The organism is Flavobacterium sp. H122 (assembly GCF_004959765.1).
Classification (GTDB): Bacteria; Bacteroidota; Bacteroidia; order Flavobacteriales; family Flavobacteriaceae; genus Flavobacterium.
Genome location: NZ_SJZD01000002.1, coordinates 232,980 through 253,815 on the forward strand (window position 1 = coordinate 232,980; position 20,836 = coordinate 253,815).

The 20,836-nt window shown below is 34.9% G+C and carries 23 protein-coding genes; 7 read left to right on the plus strand and 16 right to left on the minus strand.

Features of this window, described 5'->3' with window-relative positions; all coding sequences use genetic code 11:
- Positions 1-3: 3 nt before the first annotated feature.
- Both EZM65_RS04525 and EZM65_RS04530 read right to left on the minus strand, forming a co-directional pair.
- Entirely contained in the window at positions 4-1,341 is a 1,338-nt protein-coding gene (locus EZM65_RS04525; protein ID WP_136667358.1) for a dihydroorotase, read from the minus strand.
- An 8-nt stretch (positions 1,342-1,349) separates the two neighbouring features.
- Positions 1,350-2,075: a polyprenol monophosphomannose synthase gene (locus tag EZM65_RS04530; RefSeq protein ID WP_136667359.1), complete on the minus strand. Its 726-nt coding sequence runs from the start codon at positions 2,073-2,075 to the stop codon at positions 1,350-1,352.
- Between the two features lie 102 nt (positions 2,076-2,177).
- Here EZM65_RS04530 and EZM65_RS04535 point away from each other — a divergent pair, with 102 nt between their 5' ends.
- The 3 genes from EZM65_RS04535 to EZM65_RS04545 all read left to right on the plus strand — a co-directional run bounded on the left by EZM65_RS04535 (position 2,178) and on the right by EZM65_RS04545 (position 4,457).
- Positions 2,178-2,843, plus strand: coding sequence for a DUF4271 domain-containing protein (locus tag EZM65_RS04535; protein WP_136667360.1), 666 nt, complete (start codon positions 2,178-2,180; stop codon positions 2,841-2,843).
- A 34-nt stretch (positions 2,844-2,877) separates the two neighbouring features.
- On the plus strand, positions 2,878-3,627 hold the full coding sequence (locus EZM65_RS04540; protein WP_136667361.1) for a uroporphyrinogen-III synthase: 750 nt from the start codon (positions 2,878-2,880) through the stop codon (positions 3,625-3,627).
- A 68-nt stretch (positions 3,628-3,695) separates the two neighbouring features.
- Positions 3,696-4,457: an enoyl-CoA hydratase/isomerase family protein gene (locus tag EZM65_RS04545; RefSeq protein WP_136667362.1), complete on the plus strand. Its 762-nt coding sequence runs from the start codon at positions 3,696-3,698 to the stop codon at positions 4,455-4,457.
- Here EZM65_RS04545 and arfB read toward each other — a convergent pair.
- Genes arfB through EZM65_RS04565 form a run of 4 tightly spaced genes read right to left on the minus strand, consistent with a single transcriptional unit; the run spans position 4,454 to position 8,256 of the window.
- Complete coding sequence (gene arfB, locus EZM65_RS04550; RefSeq protein WP_136667363.1) at positions 4,454-4,855, minus strand: alternative ribosome rescue aminoacyl-tRNA hydrolase ArfB; 402 nt, start codon at positions 4,853-4,855, stop codon at positions 4,454-4,456. The two genes, EZM65_RS04545 and arfB, sit on opposite strands and share 4 nt — an antisense overlap.
- A gap of 2 nt (positions 4,856-4,857) precedes the next feature.
- Complete coding sequence (locus EZM65_RS04555) at positions 4,858-6,960, minus strand: DUF4301 family protein (RefSeq protein WP_136667364.1); 2,103 nt, start codon at positions 6,958-6,960, stop codon at positions 4,858-4,860.
- On the minus strand, positions 6,915-7,547 hold the full coding sequence (pnuC, locus tag EZM65_RS04560) for a nicotinamide riboside transporter PnuC (protein ID WP_136667365.1): 633 nt from the start codon (positions 7,545-7,547) through the stop codon (positions 6,915-6,917). Before pnuC ends, EZM65_RS04555 begins: the two co-directional genes overlap by 46 nt.
- Before the next feature lies 1 nt (position 7,548).
- Complete coding sequence (locus tag EZM65_RS04565) at positions 7,549-8,256, minus strand: geranylgeranylglyceryl/heptaprenylglyceryl phosphate synthase (RefSeq protein ID WP_136667366.1); 708 nt, start codon at positions 8,254-8,256, stop codon at positions 7,549-7,551.
- A 154-nt stretch (positions 8,257-8,410) separates the two neighbouring features.
- On the opposite strand from EZM65_RS04565, the gene EZM65_RS04570 reads away from it, so the two are divergent.
- On the plus strand, positions 8,411-8,698 hold the full coding sequence (locus EZM65_RS04570) for a hypothetical protein (RefSeq protein WP_136667367.1): 288 nt from the start codon (positions 8,411-8,413) through the stop codon (positions 8,696-8,698).
- 30 nt (positions 8,699-8,728) lie between these two features.
- Here EZM65_RS04570 and EZM65_RS04575 read toward each other — a convergent pair whose 3' ends face one another.
- The gene (locus tag EZM65_RS04575; RefSeq protein WP_136667368.1) at positions 8,729-9,388 is read right to left on the minus strand and encodes a 4'-phosphopantetheinyl transferase superfamily protein; all 660 of its coding nucleotides are present in this window, start codon (positions 9,386-9,388) and stop codon (positions 8,729-8,731) included.
- A 141-nt stretch (positions 9,389-9,529) separates the two neighbouring features.
- On the opposite strand from EZM65_RS04575, the gene ahcY reads away from it, so the two are divergent.
- On the plus strand, positions 9,530-10,846 hold the full coding sequence (gene ahcY, locus EZM65_RS04580; RefSeq protein ID WP_136667369.1) for an adenosylhomocysteinase: 1,317 nt from the start codon (positions 9,530-9,532) through the stop codon (positions 10,844-10,846).
- A 76-nt stretch (positions 10,847-10,922) separates the two neighbouring features.
- Here ahcY and EZM65_RS04585 read toward each other — a convergent pair whose 3' ends face one another.
- Both EZM65_RS04585 and EZM65_RS04590 read right to left on the minus strand, forming a co-directional pair.
- Positions 10,923-11,321, minus strand: coding sequence for a hypothetical protein (locus EZM65_RS04585; RefSeq protein ID WP_169051634.1), 399 nt, complete (start codon positions 11,319-11,321; stop codon positions 10,923-10,925).
- Positions 11,302-11,892 carry an RNA polymerase sigma factor gene (locus EZM65_RS04590; RefSeq protein WP_136667371.1) on the minus strand — a complete coding sequence of 197 codons (591 nt, stop codon included), beginning with the start codon at positions 11,890-11,892 and terminating at the stop codon, positions 11,302-11,304. The genes EZM65_RS04585 and EZM65_RS04590 overlap by 20 nt, the downstream gene beginning before the upstream one ends.
- Before the next feature lie 143 nt (positions 11,893-12,035).
- Here EZM65_RS04590 and EZM65_RS04595 point away from each other — a divergent pair, with 143 nt between their 5' ends.
- Together EZM65_RS04595 and EZM65_RS04600 are read left to right on the plus strand one after the other, a co-directional pair.
- Positions 12,036-12,380: a DUF6249 domain-containing protein gene (locus EZM65_RS04595; protein ID WP_136667372.1), complete on the plus strand. Its 345-nt coding sequence runs from the start codon at positions 12,036-12,038 to the stop codon at positions 12,378-12,380.
- 46 nt (positions 12,381-12,426) lie between these two features.
- Entirely contained in the window at positions 12,427-14,685 is a 2,259-nt protein-coding gene (locus tag EZM65_RS04600; protein ID WP_136667373.1) for a M1 family metallopeptidase, read from the plus strand.
- A 98-nt stretch (positions 14,686-14,783) separates the two neighbouring features.
- Here the strand turns inward: EZM65_RS04600 and EZM65_RS04605 are convergent, their stop codons facing one another.
- The 7 genes from EZM65_RS04605 to EZM65_RS04635 form a co-directional block, all read right to left on the minus strand.
- Entirely contained in the window at positions 14,784-15,470 is a 687-nt protein-coding gene (locus tag EZM65_RS04605) for a hypothetical protein (protein WP_136667374.1), read from the minus strand.
- Positions 15,470-16,450 (minus strand): acyl transferase, encoded by a 981-nt coding sequence (locus EZM65_RS04610; RefSeq protein WP_136667375.1) that lies wholly within the window; start codon positions 16,448-16,450, stop codon positions 15,470-15,472. The genes EZM65_RS04605 and EZM65_RS04610 overlap by 1 nt, the downstream gene beginning before the upstream one ends.
- Positions 16,451-16,512: 62 nt before the next feature.
- Entirely contained in the window at positions 16,513-16,830 is a 318-nt protein-coding gene (locus EZM65_RS04615) for a hypothetical protein (protein WP_136667376.1), read from the minus strand.
- A 207-nt stretch (positions 16,831-17,037) separates the two neighbouring features.
- Entirely contained in the window at positions 17,038-17,865 is an 828-nt protein-coding gene (locus EZM65_RS04620) for a T9SS type A sorting domain-containing protein (protein WP_136667377.1), read from the minus strand.
- A gap of 175 nt (positions 17,866-18,040) precedes the next feature.
- The gene (locus tag EZM65_RS04625) at positions 18,041-19,075 is read right to left on the minus strand and encodes a T9SS type A sorting domain-containing protein (protein ID WP_136667378.1); all 1,035 of its coding nucleotides are present in this window, start codon (positions 19,073-19,075) and stop codon (positions 18,041-18,043) included.
- Between the two features lie 119 nt (positions 19,076-19,194).
- Complete coding sequence (locus EZM65_RS04630; RefSeq protein ID WP_136667379.1) at positions 19,195-19,536, minus strand: T9SS type A sorting domain-containing protein; 342 nt, start codon at positions 19,534-19,536, stop codon at positions 19,195-19,197.
- A 98-nt stretch (positions 19,537-19,634) separates the two neighbouring features.
- Positions 19,635-20,822 (minus strand): hypothetical protein, encoded by a 1,188-nt coding sequence (locus EZM65_RS04635; protein WP_136667380.1) that lies wholly within the window; start codon positions 20,820-20,822, stop codon positions 19,635-19,637.
- Positions 20,823-20,836: the final 14 nt, after the last annotated feature.

The window sequence follows — 20,836 nt, forward strand, 5'->3', positions numbered from 1 at the left end:
TTATTATCTGTTAAATTCTAAACGTTTGCCGTTACGGATGTCTTTTACCTGTTCATTTTCATAAACCAAAGCACCGTTGACAAAAGTATGGGTAATTTTTGAATTGAAGGTATAGTCTTCAAACGGAGACCAGCCGCATTTGTATAAAATGTTTTCTTTTGCAACAGTCCAGGAAGAATTTGGATTTACAATGGCTAAATCAGCATAGAATCCTTTTTTGATAAATCCGCGGCGGTCGATCTGGAATAATTTGGCAGGATTGTGCGCCATTTTTTCCACTATTTTCTCTACGGAAATTTTCCCTTGTTTGTTTGCTTCAAACATAGCCACAACAGAATGCTGTACTAATGGTCCTCCGGAAGGAGCCGATGTGTATGGGTTTTGTTTTTCTTCAATAGTATGAGGAGCATGGTCGGTAGCAATTACATCTATACGGTCGTCTAAAAGAGCTTTCCAAAGCGCATCTTTGTCTTTTTGGGTTTTTACAGCAGGATTCCATTTGATTAATGTTCCTTTTTGGTCGTAATCTTTATCTGTAAACCATAGATGGTGAACACAAACTTCTGCGGTGATTTTCTTTTCCTCTAAAGGGATGTCATTTTGAAACAAAGACATTTCTTTGGCGGTGGAAAGATGGAAAATGTGCAGTCTGGCACCTGTTTTTTTAGCTAATTCAATTGCTTTTGAAGAAGAAATATAACATGCTTCGTCGCTTCGGATTAAATGATGGCAGTTCATAGGGATGTCGTCACCATATTTTTCTTTGTAAGCAGCCAGATTGTTTTTGATGGTTGCCTCATCCTCACAATGAACGCAGATCAGCATTTTTGTATTGGAGAAGATTTTCTCCAACACTTCTTCGCGGTCAACCAGCATGTTTCCTGTTGATGAACCAAGGAAAATTTTTATTGCTGCAACATTTTTAGGGTTGGTTTTTAAAACTTCTTCTAAATTGTCATTGGTTGCACCCATCATAAACGAATAATTTGCAAATGATGTTTGTGAGGCAATAGTGTATTTTTGTTCCAGTAATTCCTGTGTTACCGTGTTAGGAACTGTGTTGGGTTGTTCCATAAAGGTAGTGACACCACCAGCAACAGCAGCTCTTGATTCTGATTCGATATTGCCTTTGTGGGTTAGCCCCGGTTCGCGGAAATGCACCTGATCATCAATAGCTCCGGGAATTAAATAGTTTTCCTGGGCATCTATGATTTGAAAGTTTTCTTCCGCTGAAATATTTTCGGCAACTTCAACTATAAATTCATTTTCAATTAAAACATCACCTTTAATGATTTTTCCTTCGTTAACAATTTGGGCGTTTTTAATTAAAATGGGTTGCATAGCTGTGTTTATAATAAGTTGAACATTTTTCTGATTCGGAGCATGACCACACCTAAGATAGCTTCTTTGATGATGGCGCCGCTCATTTTTGACTCCCCTTTAGTTCTGTCAGTAAAAATAATAGGGACTTCAATAATTTTGAAATGATTTACAAAGGTTCTGTATTTCATTTCTATCTGAAACGCATAACCTGTAAATTTTAGTTTGTCAAGATTGATTTTTTCCAGAACCTGCCTTTGATAGCAGATAAAACCTGCGGTTGCATCCTGAATTTGCATTCCGGTAATCATGCGGACATATACTGAGGCAAAATAAGAAAGCAATACTCTGTTAAGAGGCCAGTTAACCACATTTACACCTGTGATATACCTGGAGCCAATCGCCATTGCTGCTCCTTCTGCTTTACAGGCATTGTACAGTTTTTCCAGATCGTTGGGGTTGTGTGAAAAGTCGGCATCCATTTCAAAGATATATTCATAATGATGCTGAATGGCCCATTTGAATCCATGAACATAAGCTGTTCCCAAACCGGCTTTGCCTTGGCGTTTTTCAAGGTGAAGTGCTTCGGAAAATTCTTTCTGAAGTTCAATGACTTTACCGGCAGTTCCATCGGGTGAATTGTCGTCAACGATAAGAACATCAAATTTTTTAGGTAATGACATTACTGCCCGAATGATAGCTTCGATGTTTTCGATTTCGTTATACGTTGGGATAATTACTAGGGAATCCTGCATATTTTTTTAAAATTCTGGTGCAAAAATAAACTTTTTAAGTTATGTGTTTCTTAAATTATTTATAATTAAACAATCAGAATGAAAAATTTGTAATTTTGCGCAATGAACAACTACGAGCTCATACCGCGGATAGTGGAAAACAAAAACTGGATAACAATATTGTTTATTGTTACCATAGGAGTTGTAACTATAGCAAAAGCCGGATTTGAAAACAGGTTCAATGACTTTGTAAACCTGTTATTCAATAATAAATATTTAAAGATTTATAAAGATCCCAGTAATTTAATGAGCTGGTTCACAATCCTGCTTTTTTTTGTACAGCTTATTTCTTTTGCATTTTTCCTGCAGCTGGTTTTGGCAAGTTGGGGTTATACGACAAAAACGAATTGGGTTTCTTTTATACAGATTATAACTTTTTTGAGTTTCTTCGTTTTGTCAAAATACCTGATAGAAAAAATTATAGCGACTTCTTTTAATGCAGAAAGCTTTGTTGAGCAGTTTAATTTGTTTAAAGTAAGCTATAGAACCTATATTGGATTGTTTTTGCTTCCTGTGAATTTGGTACTGTATTACACAAATTTTGTAAATGATAATATTATTTTTACTGTTTTAGGTATAATTTTGATAATAAACTCAGTTACTTACCTGTTGTCATTGCGAAATTATCAAAATTTACTTTTCAATAAGTTGTTTTATTTTATTTTATATATTTGCGCTCTTGAAATTGCACCGTATTTTTTTATGTACTACTACATTTCAAACAGGTAATATGTAAATAAAATACCACAGAACATTTTTGACTATGAAAGTGAAAACGATTTTAGTTTCGCAACCTGAACCAAAAGTTGATAACTCGCCTTATTTTGATTTGCAAAATAAGCACAAGATTAAAGTTGACTTTAGGCCTTTTATCCACGTTGAAGGAGTACCGGCTAAAGAGGTTCGAGCTCAAAAAATTGATTTGAACAACTTCACCGCGATTATTCTAACGAGTAAAAACTCGGTTGATCATTTCTTTAGAGTAGCTGAAGAGATGCGCTACAAAGTTCCGGAAGATTTACGTTATTTTTGTCAGTCAGAAGCAATTGCTTACTACCTGCAGAAATATGTAGTCTATAGAAAACGTAAGATTTATGTAGGGCAAAAAGATTTTGCTGATATGGCTACGTTATTCAAAAAATACAAAGACGAGAAGTTTTTGCTTCCTGCATCAGACAAATTAAATGCCGATGTGCCTCAAACATTAAACAATCTTAAATTAGACTGGACTCCAGGTACTTTTTATCGAACGGTTATGAGTGACTTGTCTGATTTGAAAGATGTGTATTATGATGTTCTGGCATTTTTCAGTCCAACAGGAATTCAGTCGTTGTTTAAAAACTTCCCTGATTTCAAACAGAATAATACACGTATAGCTGTTTTTGGCAGTACTACACAAAAAGAAGCTTTGGAACACGGCCTGCGTGTGGATATTATGGCGCCAACGCCTGAAGCACCTTCAATGACAATGGCTCTTGAGAAGTATGTTGCTGAAGTAAACAAAGGAAAATAATTTAATTTTACTATATGAATCCCGATTGTATCGGGATTTTTTATTTTGAAACTAACAACTAAACTGCTATGAATGCAAACGGAAGCATCCAGACTGTAATAAATAATAAAATTGCTGTAATTACCTTCAGCCATCCGGCGAGTAATTCTTTTCCAAGTAATCAGTTAAAAGCCTTGACTGAAGAAATCAATTCGTTGAGTGATAATGATGAGGTAACTATTGTTGTATTGCAAAGCGAAGGTACAGGTGCTTTTTGTGCTGGAGCTTCTTTTGATGAATTATTAGCAGTTAGTGATCTGGAAACCGGTAAGCAATTTTTCAGCGGGTTTGCCAACGTTATTAATGCTATGAGAACCTGTAAAAAGATAATTGTAGGCAGAATTCATGGGAAAGCAGTTGGTGGAGGCGTAGGATTGGCTTCAGCCTGTGATTATGCTTTTGCAACTGAAACGGCTTCAATAAAATTATCTGAAATTGCTATTGGTATAGGACCCTTTGTGATTGAGCCGGCAGTTTCAAGAAAAATGGGTAAATCAGCTACAGCAGAAATGTCTCTGTTGCCTACAGAATGGAAAAGTGCACAGTGGGCGTTTGAACATAAGCTGTATGCGCAATTATTTGCCAATGATGCGGAAATGGATACTGCTTTAGATAAATTTACTGCGCAGTTGGCAGGTTATAACCCGGAAGCGTTGTATGAAATGAAAAAAGTGCTGTGGGAAGGAACTGAGAATTGGGGACAACTGTTATACGAACGCGCAGGTATTTCCGGTAAATTAGTATTGTCAGATTTTACTAGGGAAGCTTTAAATGCTTTCAAGAAAAGTTAAAACTCAGGTTTTCTTCTTGAGTTTTTTGTTTCGGAAGTTGATTTTTTCTGTTTAAGACGTTTTTCAATCGCGCTTTTGGGTGTTTTGGTGGCCTTTCTGACTTTAGGTTTTACTAAGGCTTTTTCTAAAATTTCAAAAAAACGTTTTGTTGCTATTTCCTTGTTTTTGAGTTGGCTTCGGTCTTCGTCAGAGTTTAAAATTAATGTAAATTCATTAGTGAGTTTGCTTGAGAGTTTCTTTTTAATCCGCTCTTTTTCTTCTTCGTTTAATCCTGAGGAATTTTCAATAGAAAAAGATAAAATCACTTTGCTGGAAACTTTATTTACGTTTTGCCCTCCGGGACCGCTGCTGCGCACGGCTTTAAACTGCAGTTCGTTTAAAATGATTTCTTTTTCCACAATTAATTAGGCTGATGTGCTGGTTTTAATAAATCATTGACCGTTTTTACCGGATTAAATGTTTCCAGCGGAACTTCAACAAAAAGTGTAATCCAGTTAGCCATGCTTCCGTTCCATAAACCGGGTAACTCATAGGCTTTGTAAGAAGCTCCGTTTCTGCTTTTCTCAACAATAAATCCTGCTTCGGGGTTGGTGAATTCAAGCAGGTTGAATTTTTCTCCTTTATAGTTTTTTATACCGCAGACTAAGTCAACAGGGTTGAAATGAGTAGACGTGTTAAAAATACTTTTTTGGTTTGGATTGTTTAAATCAATCTGAGCTGATTCAACTATTTGTAAAGTCACGTTGCCCTTACTGTCTTTTACCCAAAATGGTCCGCCGCCAGGTTCATTTTCGTTTTTCACCATACCGCAAACCCGGATAGGGCGATCTAAAAACTGCTGTAAAATTTTTATCTGGCTTTGTTCTTTAAATTCATCAAAATCAGAATTAATTTTAATGTTAAGTTCTGTTATGATGAATTTTTTGATTTCTTCAATTTTTTCGATACCAATGGTTTGGTTATCCAGAATATTCAAATATCCGAAAACCTTTTCCTGAATGCTCAATAAGTTGCCGGCTAAGGCTTTTTTATAAAAAGAAATGGTTTCTATATTGTTGTGGCTTACATTGTCAATGTTTTTTATAAAGATAATGTCAGCGTTTCTGTTATTTAAGTTGTAAAGCAGCGCACCGTGACCACCGGGTCTGAAAATAATCTGACCGGCATTATTTTTAAGAAGCGTTTCTTTTTTACCTATTGCAACAGAATCAGTTATGGAATCCTGAAACGAATAGGAATAGTTGATTTGTACGTTTTGCTTTTTATTTATTAAGCCAATTTCATTTTCGAAAAGCGGTAAATGTTCTTCCGAAATTGTAAAATGTATAGATGCTTCTTTTTTGTTTGCAATGTAGGTTTCGGCTTCTTTAAAATGCTCTGTAATAGGCGTTGCAATTTCGTCTTTGTAGGCATGAAACGGTAGAACTGCCTTTGGCTTGTTTAAATAATCGAAGTTGCTGTCTTCCAATATGGTTTTTATAAACCAATAGTTTTTTTTATCCCTAGAAAACTTTTTGAAATTATCAAATTTTAATTTCAAATAACGGTCTACATCGTTGAAGAATGGGAATTTATCCATTGCAATAATGAAAGTTTCCAACGAACGGTTTTTAGAGCGGTTAATGTAGGCGTTAATGGTTTCGTTTTCCAGGTCAAAATCTGTTAGAAAATCAGATAAAAACTTAAACATTCTGGTGGCTGCCCCTGATGCAGGAACGAATTTTTCAAGAGTCAGTTTGTTTAATTTGTCTTCAAATTTTGATATATAAGTTTCAAATTCTGCTGTTGAGTATTTAAGAATACCATTGTCGATTGAGGCATGCTCTTCTATATGAATCTTTTCAATTCCTTTTTTTACCGAATTAATCTGATGGATAACAGCGTCAATATCCTTGTTTTGATTGTAAAGCTCAACAAATTCCAGACTGGTCAATCCTGCTTTTAAGGCTTTTTCCAAATTGATTACAATCCTGGCTGCTTTTTCCAGACGTTGCTGTTTGCTGCCGCTGATTTGAATGAAAGGTTTGTTGTAATCAATTAAGTTTTGTTTGAAAACTTCGAAGGAAGAATCTCTGTATTCCTTACTGTCACGTAAACCGTCATCCTCCCAGGGAACGTCTTTATCTGTTAGAAAATATAAATCATAATGGTGTGATCTTGCAGCTTCTTCAAGTTCAAAAGTACAGTGATTGTAATAAATATCAGAATACACCTTGGTGACTAAAGCATTAGTGTCACAAAACAAATATTTATTGGCTTCGTTTAATGCTTCATTTTCTATGGCTGTTTGTCCAATAGCAATGGGAAGCAAATCTTTTTCTTCACAAATACGCCCTTCTTTCTCTAGTATTTCCTGAAGAAAATCACGTGCAAACTCAACAATCCAAACGGTATTGAAATAATTGGCCAGATCACGTGCTAAAGTGGTTTTTCCTGTACTTTCCGGCCCGTAAGTGGTTATTTTAAGGATGCTGGTTGGTTTTTGTCTAAGATTTTCTTCCATTCTAAATAGGCTAATATGGCTAATATTGTGAAAACAACATATTGGAGAGCAAATATATAAAGTTCTCTTGACCAAAGGATAGGAACAATTAGAAAATCACCAATTATCCAAAGCGTCCAGTTTTCAATTTTTTTCAGGGCCATGTACCACATCGCGGTAAAGAAAACGGATGTTGTGAAAATATCCAGCCAATTGCTGGGATGTATTTCCACACCAAAAAGGTTGTAAATAAAGAAACATACTATTCCGGTAAATACAAACATTCCGAAACCAATAAATTTTTCCCTTGTGCTGGTTCTTGTAATTTGTAAATCATCTTCTTTTGTATCGGTAAATTTTGTCCATTTATACCATCCAAAAATACTCATAACGGTATAATAAATATTAATACTCATATCGGCAAGATATTGTGCTTTGAACATTACATATACCGTAATAATTGTTGCTATAATCCCGGTTGGAAAAACAAGATAGCTTTCTTTTTTTGCATACCAGACACTTAAAATGCCAAAAATAAATGCGATGGATTCCAGCCAGATTTGCCAGTCTGGAACATTTTGATATTGTGAAAAAATCTGTTCAATCATTTTAATTAAAAAAATTTGGATCGTTCTCAAAAGCAGTGCCAATGACTACCAAGTCAGCCCCGGCTTTGAAAGCTTCCTCAATTCCCTGTTTTGAACGGATACCGCCGCCAACAATTAGAGGAATATTTAAGTTTTCGGATATTTTTTGAATCATTTCAGTTGGTACCGTTTTTTCGGCACCGCTTCCTGCCTCGAGATAGATTAACTTTTTACCTAAATACTCGCCGGCTTTTGCAGTTTTAAAAGCTAAGTCAATATTGTTGCTTTCTATCGGTTGGGTCTGGCTTACCCTTTGTACTGCGGTTTCTTTTCCGCCGTCAATCAAAATATAACCGGTTGGAATAATTTCAAGACTGGAGTTTTGCAGCATTTCTATTGAATTGATATGATGTTCAATTAAATACTCCGGATTTCTGCCGGAAAGTAAGCTTAAAAATAAAAGTCCGTCTGCTTTATGTGAAATTTGGGAAGGATGTCCGGGAAAAATCAATACAGGAAGTTGAATATGCTTTTTCAGTCCCATTATCAGTTCATCCATTATATCTTTCTCTACAATGCTGCCACCAACAAAAATGTGTGTGGCGGGTGATTGTTTTATTTTTTCTGATAATGATTTTATTGCAGCTAAATCAACTTTGTCCGGATCGATTAATATCGCCAGTTGCTTTTTCTTTTCTTTTTTAGCCGATACGATTTGCTGATAAAACATGTGCTCTTCTTAATGCAATGTAAAAGTAATTCTTTTAAAGAATATGCATTTGAATTTATGAATTATATAGCGAAAATAGTTTTTTAAAAATGATTTTTATCATGCAACTATCTGATTATCTGATGTAAATTTGTAGTATAAAATAATAAGAATCATGACATTATATCAAAAAACATTTCAAAACTTTGAAGAAGGATATTTAGGTTTTGTTACCCTGGCAATTATTGGGCAAAGTTGTTTGGGAGGTGCCGCAGCCATGTATATTTTAGAAAATGGTGTTTCGTTTTTGCAAATGTTTCAACTGACTTTAGTGGTGTTGATCTGCAGTTGTGTTAATGGAGCAATCCTGTCGCAGCAAAAGCATAAATTAGTTTTTAATCTGATAATTATCAGTGCAGTAGTAAGTATATTGACTATAATTATGAATACGATAATTCTATAATTTTTACTAAGATAATTTTCTTTGTTGTCTCTATGACTGAAAAGCACAAACCAACATATAATTGTTTGCTTCTTCAAAGAAAATATCGAAATTTTCTATACAGGAATTAAAATGCAATTCGGCTTTACATTTTTTATCCGATAGTGTAAAAGGTTTTTCGAAGATATGATCCGGAAAACTGATGCCAACCTCATTTTTAACTTTAAAAATAGCCTCCTTGGTTCCCCAAATCACGGTGGCTTTTTTCATTTGATCAGCTTCTGACAGATTTTCCAAATGCCACATTTCCATAAAACGGGGAGCAATGCGAAGTACTTTTTCTTTAACCTGTTCGATGTCAATACCAATATTTTGATTGCTTAAAGCTATTGCTGCAAAATCGAATGAATGAGAAATGGAGATATGTTTTTCATCCTGTTCTGAAGTATCGGGATGTTGAAAAGTATCTTTTAAATGTGGTTTGCCAAATTCGTCATAAATCAAATCAAAATCGGTGTAGCCGCAATACTGAAGTAACATTCGAACGCTTAAAAAAGCTTTTTGATGACTTTCTGATTTCATGCCTTCAAGCCGCGCAAGAGAAGAATCTTTTAGTAAAACCTGACGGAACAGTTCGTTGTAATCTTCAGTTATTTTCCAAAGAAAAACTGTTGTATCGTTATTGATAAAAATTGTTTTGAATAAAGGCATTACCAGAAAAAAATAAATGCACTGAAAATTAACAGGTTATATTTATTAAACAAATATTAAATATCGATTATTAATTGGGAAATCGAAAACTAATCTGTAATTTTGCAGTCCAAATTTTGTTAAACAAATATACTAAAATAGATGAGTACAACAACAATTCCATTTGTAGCGTATAAGGTTAAAGATATTAATCTTGCGGCTTGGGGAAGAAAAGAAATTGAATTGGCAGAAGCTGAAATGCCAGGTTTAATGGCGCTTCGTGCTGAATATGGTGCAAGTCAGCCGTTAAAAGGAGCGCGTATTGCAGGATGTTTACACATGACAATTCAAACTGCAGTTTTAATTGAAACATTAATTGCTTTAGGAGCTGAGGTTACTTGGTCTTCTTGTAATATTTTTTCTACTCAGGATCAGGCTGCCGCTGCAATTGCTGCTGCTGGAATTCAGGTGTATGCTTGGAAAGGTCTTGATGAAGAATCTTTTGACTGGTGTATCGAGCAAACGTTATTCTTTGGTGAAGACAGAAAACCATTGAACATGATCTTGGATGACGGTGGAGATTTAACGAATATGGTTTTTGACCGTTACCCGGAATTAATTCCTGGTATCAAAGGTTTATCTGAAGAGACTACAACTGGTGTTCACCGTTTGTATGAAAGAATGAAAAACGGTACATTGTTCATGCCGGCTATCAACGTAAATGATTCTGTTACTAAATCGAAATTCGATAACAAATACGGATGTAAAGAATCTGCAGTAGATGCTATCCGTCGTGCGACTGACGTTATGTTGGCAGGTAAAAGAGTTGTGGTTTGCGGATACGGTGATGTAGGTAAAGGTACTGCAGCTTCTTTCCGTGGTGCTGGTTCTATTGTTACAGTAACTGAAATCGATCCAATTTGTGCTTTACAGGCAGCTATGGACGGTTTTGAAGTTAAAAAACTGGATACTGTTGTTGGTAACGCTGATATCGTAATCACTACTACAGGTAACAAGGATATCGTTGTTGGAAGACATTTCGAAGCAATGAAAGACAAAACTATCGTTTGTAACATTGGTCACTTCGATAACGAAATCGACATGGCTTGGTTAAACAAAAACCATGGTGCTTCAAAAATCGAAATTAAACCACAGGTGGATAAGTACAATGTAAACGGAAATGATATTCTAATTTTGGCTGAAGGACGTTTAGTGAACTTAGGTTGTGCTACAGGTCATCCGTCATTTGTAATGTCAAATTCATTCACGAACCAAACATTAGCTCAGTTAGAGTTGTGGAATAATTCTGCAAACTATAAAAATGAAGTGTATATGTTACCGAAACATTTAGATGAAAAAGTAGCAGCTTTACACTTGGCTAAATTAGGTGTTGAATTAGAAACATTAAATGCTGAGCAGGCTGCCTATATTGGTGTTGAGGTTCAAGGTCCGTTCAAGCCTGAATACTACAGATATTAATCTTCATTTTGTCATTCCGACGAAGGAGGAATCTCATAAAATTAAAAACCCTTGTATTTGCAAGGGTTTTTGTTTTTTATGAGTTGTGATTAAAATGCTTTTTCAAAAAAGATAGTTGCGCTAAAAGCATAAATGATGTAATGCTAATGCTTAAAGTGCTTATTTTTGAAAAAGAAAATATTTTAGGCGTGTTGAATTTTAACAAAGTACTAAAGTCAAGCGGTACTGCAAATCGGCTTGATTGTGATTTGTCAGAAAGTAAAAGGGCAGTAACTATCAGAACTGCCAATACTAAAATTAAAAGCGCGGTTTGTTTTGAAATCAGTGGTTTGTATTCGAAAGCTTTGTTTTTTTGGCTTACAGCTACTTTATTCATGACTTTTGAGGTGAAATCAAACGAAGGAGTTTCCAAAGTCTGATTTTTCATCATTTGGTCAATCAAATTTTCGATATGTTTATCTTCTTTCATATTCATAATAATCCAACATTTCGGGTTCTAATCTTTTTTTTAAAATGGAAGCCAGTTTTTTTCTGGCCCTGAAAAGTTTTACTTTGATGTTTGCTTCACTGTTGTTCATTACTTTAGCAATTTCTTCAACAGATTGGTCATCAAAATAATATAGTGTCAGTAAAAAAGCATCTTCGCCGGGCAGTTCTTCCAAACATTCCTGTATGGCCTGATTTCTTTCTTTTTCATCTATGCTGTCTAAAATCCCTTCCAGTGCTTTTGTTTGATGTTCACTGAAATCTTCTATATAAGACACATTGTTTGCCTTCTTTTTTTTCTTTAAGGCATCCAGACAGGTGTTGTAAGTCACTTTATATACCCAGGTCGAAAATTTGGATTCTCCTTTGAACTTATTCAGTGCATTATAAATTTTAATGAATGTATCCTGGGAAATTTCTTCAGCCTCCTCTTTATTGTTGAGCATTTTGACCGAAAGCGTATATACCATATCCTTATAACGGTCTACTAAAGCGGCAAAACTGTTCGTATTGCCATTTAGGACTAAATTGATATAATGCTGATCTTCTAAATGCGTCATATATACATAAGACGATAAAAGATACAATATGGTTACAAGATTATTAAAAAAAATATTTTTCTTTTTTGTGTAACCAAAATGTAACTCTTGTCGTCATAGCTTATGAACAATCATTAATTATTAATTTTTTAAATCAATCAATCATGTTAGGAGACATTTTTATTCCGATTAGTTTTTTCTTAGCCGTTTTCGGTATTTTTTATCTTTATCTGTCAACACGTAACAGAGAACGTTTGGCTCTAATAGAAAAAGGGGTAGACGCCAGTATTTTTATGTCGGGGGCTAAATCCAAATCCCCTTTTTACAAAGTAATTTTATTAAACCTTGCTTTATTGTTAATGGGTATTGGAGTGGGAACTTTTATTGCACTTTTATTAACCACATACACTTCTTTAAATGAGGATGGTATTTACCCGGCAACTATATTTACTATGGCAGGAGTTTCTTTGTTTATTGGATTCAATATGACAAAAAAGTTAGAAGAATAATACTAAATTTTATCATCAATTAAAAAACTAAAACATCAATCAAATCATGAACAAACAAATCATTACTATGGTTTCCCTTTTGACTTTGTCATTGGGAACCACAAAAATGCAGGCTCAATCACAGCCTGCAAATCCTGCTTCAAATTACAATTATCATGACGCTTTTGGTCCCGGGTTTTATACTAAAAATGGAACAGGAACAAGATCGGTAAGCGGTCAGCCTGGTGCTGAATATTGGCAAAACAGAGCTGATTATAAATTGACAGCAGTTTTAAATGAACAGAAAAAAGAGATAACAGGTACAGAAATTCTGACATACACAAACAATAGTCCGGATAAGATTTCTTTTTTATGGATGAATGTTGACCAGAATTTATTTAAAAATGACTCAAGGGGCGAATTAATCACTCCGGTATCAGGAAGCCGTAATGGAGATAAGGGGCAGGTTTTTGATGGCGGACATAAAATAAAATCGGTAAAAATAGTTTCAAGTCTCAACGGAAAATCTATTGAAAAGGATGTTAAGTTTGAAATTATTGATACAAGAATGCAGATTTTTCTTCCGGAAGAATTGAAAGCTAAAGGTGGAAAAGTAACGCTTAAAATTGATTTCTCATTTATTTCACCTGATTATGGTTCAGACAGAATGGGGGTTTTGGAAACCAAGAACGGAAAAATTTTTTCAGTGGCACAATGGTATCCAAGAATGTGTGTCTATGATGATATTAAAGGCTGGAATTCATTACCTTATTTGGGAGCCGGTGAGTTTTATTTGGAATATGGTGATTTTGATGTAAGTATTACTGCGCCTTCAAACCATATTGTTGTTTGCTCGGGCGAATTGGTTAATCCTGGTGAAGTTTATACTGCAGAACAGCAGCAAAGATGGAAAACAGCCTCCCTGAGTGATAAAACAATTACGATTCGTTCTGCCGAAGAAGTTTTGAAAGCCAATTCAAGACCTGCCGGTAAATCAACATTGACTTGGCGTTTTAAAATGAAAAATTCACGTGATGTTTCTTGGGCTTCATCAGCTGCTTTTGTAATTGATGCTTCTAAAATTAATTTGCCAAGCGGTAAAAAATCACTGGCGATTTCTGCTTATCCTGTTGAAAGTGCAGGACAGGAAGCTTGGGGAAGAGCAACCGAATATACTAAATATTCAATAGAGAATTATTCTAAACGCTGGTTTGAATATCCTTATACCGCTGCTGTGAATGTAGCTGGTATTCCCGGCGGAATGGAGTATCCGGGGATTGTTTTTTGTGATTGGAAAGCTGGCGGTGACTCGTTATGGGAAGTGACTGATCATGAATTCGGACATACATGGTTTCCTATGATTGTGGGTTCTAATGAGCGTGTTTTTGCCTGGATGGATGAAGGTTTTAATACGTTTATCAATGGTTTGAGCTCAATTGATTTCAACAACGGGGAGTATAAGATGCGAAAAAGAGACATGCAAAGAGGTGCTGAATTTCTTACGGGTAAAGATTTAGATCCTGTTATGACTACCCCTGATGGAATGAAAGAGCAAAGTTTAGGAACCCTTGCCTATACGAAGCCTTCTTTAGGGTTAAGAATGCTGCGTGAACAAATTTTAGGTCCTGATCGGTTTGATAGAGCTTTTAGAGTTTATGTTGAGCGTTGGGCTTTTAAACATCCTGCTCCGGATGATTTTTTCAGAACAATAGAAAATGTTTCAGGAGAAGATTTAAATTGGTTCTGGAGAGGTTGGTTTGTCAATAACTGGAGATTGGATCAGGGTGTGACTAAAATTAAATACGTAAAAAACGACCCTAAAAATGGTGCTTTGGTTTCTTTGATTAATCTAGAAAAAATGGCAATGCCGGTTGTTTTGGAAGTTAAAACCAAGTCTGGCCAAACAAGCCGTGTACAGCTTCCTGTTGAAATCTGGCAGCGTAATACCGACTGGAAATTCAAACTGAATACTGCCGAAGAAATTGCTTCAATTACCATTGATCCTGATCATGCTTTTCCAGATGTGAATCCAGCCAATAATGTTTGGGAAAACGGTAAAGGGGAAATGGAACAAGAACCGTCTTTAACAGCTTATTTGGGTAAGTTTTCGAGCAAACAGGTTCCGGTAAAGATCAGTTTTACTAATGAAGACGGAGTTCTTGTGGGGACGCCTGAAGAAGGACAGGGGCCGGCATTGTCTTTTGAGTCTGTTGCAAAAGATAAATTTAAAGCTGAACAGGCAGGTGTTGAAATTCAGTTCAATGAATCAAAAAATGAATTTACTTTAAATGCAGGAGGACAGAGCTTTTTGTTTACCAGAAGTTAAACACTGTTTGCCTATTCTAAAAGAATAACATGGAATTTGTATAAACCCTTGCTCTTTTGTGAGGGTTTTGGTTTTTGAAAAACGTTAAGGCTTCCTTTTTAATTCAGGTATATTTCGATTTTTTCAGAAATGTAATGCTCCTCGAGAAAATTGGGATTTTGAATAATAGTTTTCTCTTCTTCTTTAGTTAAATATTTTTCAAAAGGCTTTTTTAATAAATAAATGGAAAAATCTAAATAGTATTTTGATTTCTCGTCCAGATAATATTCATTGTCAAAGTAAGAAATTGTCCGTAGCTTATTCCAAGTCAAATTGTGTTTCATAGTGATGACTTCGTTTGGCTGTAAAGTTGTTTTTTGAGACTGCAGGAGTTTTCTTTTGTAATTTAAATGGTATTCTGCCGGGGTTTTATATGAATTGACCAGCTGCATTACAGAATCAATCTTTTTCTTCATTTCTGCATCATACTTTTCTTTTTCAATTGGGCTAAGTTCTTTTGGTTTGTTAAAAACAGGGGCGTTAATTGTGTTTTCATCTTGATAAAGTCTGTATATAACAGCATTTGACATAGATCCGGTAGCATTACTTTCAATTTTGTTTTTATCGAGGTAAAATGATATTTCTTTTGAAGAAATGTTTTTTACAGAATAGCTTATTTCGTAGATATATTCAGTTTTGTACTTATTTTCTATTCTGTTTATTGAATTGATTTTGAATTCTAATTTATTCTGACCAAAACAAAATGTAACTAAGAAGCAAAATGTAACTACAAAAAATACTCTCATTACATTACCATTAAATTACATCCTCTTATATCAGAATTGTCAAACCTTCCAAGAACTTCAAATGAATTATTGCCTGTAATCTTGCCTAAATCCTGTGTCGCTATAAAAGAGCAGGAGTTAATGTTTGCTAAGTCGATTACATTAATTCCGCCTGTTTTACCTTCTTTTACATAGGTTAAAGCATCTTCAGGGTCACGGATTAATATTTTCATCCAGGCCGGACATTCAAAAACCCCATCGCCAAGGGAATACGCCTGGGATAGTAATTCGGTCATGCCATATTCCGAATGAATTTCAGATACACCAAATCCTTTGCATAAAATATCATGCAGTTCTTCTCGGATTATCTCTTTCCGACGGCCTTTCATGCCTCCGGTTTCCATTATGATGGTGTTTTTGAGAGTGAAGGATTGTTTTTCGATTAAATCAAGTAGAGCGTAGGTAACACCTATAAGAATTATGTTTTGACCTTCATTGTCCAATCGGATTAATTTTTCAATCAATTCGTCGTAATTGTTGAGATAAAATCCGCTTTCAGGATTGTTAGAAAGCTGAATCAGATCATCTGCCATATAAATCAATGACGAGCCATCTCTTTCCAAATAGGAGGGAAGAAGGGCCAAAACGACATAATCCTCTATATTGCCATAAAACTGCCGGAAGGCTAAGCGGTAACTTTCTTCGTAAAATTCTAAATTGGTTACATGGTGCTTGCTGGTGCTCATGCCGGTAGTGCCACTGCTTGTAAAAGTCGTCTGAATTTTTTCTTCCGAGCTTAAAACATCATGACTTTTGAAAAACTGGATTGGAAGGAAAGGTATTGCTTCAATGGTTTTTACATTGCTTTTATCCTTTTTGAGCAAGGTGCAAAAATCTCTGTAAACGGTATTGTTGTCGTATTGAAAACGAAAAACCTTTAATGTCAGTTTTTCGAATTCTTTTTTAGAGCCGATTTGAAATATGTCTGAAGTAGAAAACATTTTTCAAATGTAATTAAAAAAAAAGTCCTGCAAAAGCAGGACCAACCTAACCCAAAAAAAACCTAGTCAACTTTGTATTCAATAATTTGTATATTGTTGTTTTCAGTAACTTTTACATAGTAAATGCCTGATTCTATTTTTTCTAATTTTATAGGAGAACCTACTGTTTTAGTTGAATAGATAACTTTACCGTTTTGATTTATAAATTGTACTTTCTTTTTAGTGTAATGATCAGAAACAACATAAATATGTTTTCCTAATTTTTTTGTTTCATACGTAACAATATTAAGTCCTGAAATTCTTTTTTCCGGTTGATTATCAAATGAAACTTTTGCAAATAGACTTGTAGTGAAGAATAAAGCAATCAATAATGTTCTCATAATTATATTGTTTGTGTTTGATTATGAGCCAAAAATAGAATGCCGGCTGTTGCTGTGGTAATTTTATCGATGCAATGATTACATATTCGATATAATGTAATCAAAACAGGAATAAGGTGAAATGCGTATCACTAAATTTGGTGATTGTCTTACAGTTAAAAGCCCCGGCAATGCCGGGGCTTTTATAGTAGTATTTTTAGGTGTTGATTATTCAACAATTATTTTTCGTGTAGCTGTTTTACCTTCTTCAGTAATTTTAGCAATGTAAACACCTTTTGATAAAGAAGAAATATCAACAGCTTGATTGGAAACATTGGTTGTCAAAGCTATTTTTCCTAAAGTATCGTATAATGTTAGTTGTTTTTCAGAAAAATTGTCTGAAGTAATACTTAAATATGACTTTGCAGGAGAAGGGTAAATTTTTAAACCGGCAATTTCGTTTTGTTGATTTCCTAATGTGTTGTATGAGAAAGTTACACCGTCAATTAACCATTTTCCGTTATTCCCATTGTAACCGCCTCCCTGAATCGATTCATAAGCTGAATTTGTAGGTTGAGCAAAAATTGATACTATTCTAAATGCCAAATTTGAAACATTGTCACAAGCTGCAGGCAGATTAAATGACTTTTGTGCAAATGTTGTAGTTAAATCTCCATTGTTATTTCCTAAAATTGACCATGAAGTACCTCCGTCAATGGAATATTCATATTGCTGCCATCTTGAAGATTGATTAGTGCCTGATACATAAAATGAAACGGTGATGCTATTGTATCCTGTCGTGCTTGTGTTGAATTGATATCCAGCAGTTCCTGAAGCCGCGGTATCGCCGGGGAAGTTGCTGATACTATAGGCTAACCCTGTTTGTCCGGTAGGGTATGCAGTTGAAGCCTCGGCTGTACCGCCGATTAATGTTAAAGTACCAGTACCTGAAGATGGATTGGTAGTGTTTTCAAAAGTCCATTGCGTAAAAGCAGTTTGTGCCTGCGACGTAGTAAATGATAAAGCCATTATCATTAATGAGTAAATTTTTTTCATAGTGCTTGTGTTAAAATTGTGAAATTCAGTTTTCTTATTATAAAAATAAGTACAAATTTTCTTATAATTCAAAATGCCGGATAAAATGCATAAAAATCGGATGAAAGGTGTTTTAAGCAAAAAAGTCCTGACTATTTTAGTCAGGACTTTTTGTAAAAATTAAATTATGCGTGTGTTATTCAATAACCACTTTTCTTGTAGCAATTTTTCCTTCTTCTGTAATTTTAGCTACATAAACACCCTTAGGTAACGAAGCAACGTTTAAAGGTTGGTTAGTAACTTTTGCAGTTAAAGCAATTTTTCCTAAAACATCATATAAAACTACTTGTTTTTCAGCAAAACTAGCTGATGTGATGTTTAAGAATTGTTTTGCTGGGTTAGGGTATACTTGTAATCCAGAAATGTTGTCAAAATTGTCTTTTTTTAGGACTACATTTGTTGTTGCATCATTCCAATTATTTGCAATTCTCAATTCGTCAATTTCTAAAGATGTTGGAGTGTCACTAGCTGAACCTTGTCTGATAAGCATTCTGTCAATGCTGGTTAAGTCTGTTAAAGTATTTGTTGTTTCACTAAAACCTGAAGGTTCTGTGCCTCCTCCGATAGTCGGGTTTACCCAAATTCTTACTTTATCATTGGTTGTAGATGAAACTATCTCGTTTGCAACAACTATTAAATAGGTTTCCCCGACATTAAGAGCGGTAGGGGTCGTGTTGTCTGGGAAAAATAATGTGTTGGCAGTTGTTGTTCTCGGATTTACACCAATATAATAAGTTGTTCCTCCTCCTGTTGGAGTAGCGTTTTTGAGCCATAAAGTTGCTCCATAAGTTGTAGATGCTCCCTGTACTAAACCAGCTATGTAGCTTCCTGCAGCAAAAGTCGTACTTGTTAAATCGTTGACTTTTAGTAGAAAAGAATAGTATACAGTTCCTGAAATTTGTGATGCAAATTGTTTTGATGCGTCAATTCCAGCACCACCAAAGGTAAGTTTGTTTCCTAAAGAAGAAGGGTATCCGGATAAAGTTGCTGTTGGTGTGAGGCTTCCTGAAATTATACTTAAGTCATCTCCAGAATTGATAGAAGTCCAAGAGTTTTGTCCTTGCAAGGCACTTGGGGCGTTGTAATCGAATGGTTCGTAAAAAGGAACGGGAGCCTGTCCGAAAGATATAGAAGCTGTTAATAGTGCCCCAAATAAGTAAATCTTTTTCATTTTTTATAAGTTTTTTTTTTAAAATAAGTTGGAAAACAAATATAGAAAGTATTTTTTCTTTTTGATGAGAATACTTGTAAATTTTAGGTTAAAAAAATAAAGTTATGCAGAAAATTAAACTACTTAATTATAAATTTTCTGGTAGCTCGTTGTTCTGCTTCTTTAATTTTAATAATATAAACGCCAGGAGTAAGATTGCTTATGTTTAGCTCTTTTGAAGTTAAATTGTGTTGCATGACTCTTTTTCCTAGAACATCAAAAATTTCAATTTCTTTTGGGTTGTTTGATTTTGATGATATATATAACTTTCCTGTAGTTACAGGGTTGGGATATATGTTTAAATTGTCAAGAGGTTGTTCCTGAGTTTTTCCAATCAATGAAGAATCCTTATTCTCCTGAGCTGTTACAGCCAAAGAAAATAATAAAAAGAAAAAAGTAGTATAAATGTAATTTTTCTTCATTGTTTGAATTTGAATTGTAAATTTAATAAAAATATTTTAAAAAAAGAGATAAAAAAGCCGCTTAAATTTAAGCGGCTTATAATATTTATGAACAAAATTTATTTTATCAGGTTCATGTTGTCAACAGTACTCCATGCACCGGCTGAAAGATTTGCACCGGTTGTCTCGTTTGAAGTCTTGAAATTCTCTGCCGGGAATGAAACTACAACTGAAGCGTCTTTGTAGCCATAGTTTGTAGTACCGTCATTGATTTTAATATTTAACAATTTTATTTTACCTGTATTTACCTGGTTAGTATTTGTACCAGCGTCCTGTATACGGACAGCCACTGCATTAGGAGTTGTGTATCCTGAAATTAATACATTGTTGTAAATACCGTTTCCTTCTTTTTTGAATTGGATAGCGTCATATTCTACAGCTGATGAACCTCCTTCTGTTACTGTGCCGGGAGCTCTTTTTAAAGTGATTCTGGATACAGTAGGGTAAAAGCTGTTATTTACGTTTTTAGCTTCGATTTCCATGCCATAGTTACCGGTTCCTTCCTGATAAGCATACCAGTCAGTGTTTAAATCACCTTTCCAACCATCCTGCCAGTCAAAAGAGTCGTCAAAGTTTCCGTATGAAATCAGGTTCTTTGCGCTTACAGTCCCACCGTAGAATTCGAAACCGTCATCTGCTCCTTTGTAAGCTACCAGATTTTCAAGAATTGTTCCATTGCCTACAGAGTAGAATGAAAAGCCATTCATTTCACTTGTATTGTCTGATAATTTTTTACCTGCAAATTGTACTTGTACAAATTTCAATACACCTGCATTGTGAGAAGGGTTGGTTCCGCCGTAAGCAGTGTTTGTTCCGTCTTCAGAGTTAGCTGTTGTAATAGGATTTCCATTTGCATCTTTTCCACTTACGATAGGTGCATCACCAAATACTACAATTCCACCCCAAGAACCAGGAGTTTTGGATTTTTCTGTAAAAACAATCGGTTCTGCTGCAGTACCTGTAAAGTTTACTTTACCGCCATTTTCAACTAATAGAAGGTCTAAACCATCTGCGACATCAGCTGTTACAGTTGAACCTGCTGCAATTGTTAAAGTTGCACCGCTTTTTACTCTAACTGTTCCTTTAAGGGTATAAGTTCCTTTTTCAAAAACTTTATTTGCAGAAATATCTCCGGTAATTTCTCCTACAACAATAGGTTTTGGAGTAGTGTTAGCTTCTTCTTCTTCTTCTGAACAGGAAGCTAATAACAATGCTAATGCTGAAAAGCTAAAAATTAATTTTTTCATTGAGTTGTTTGTTA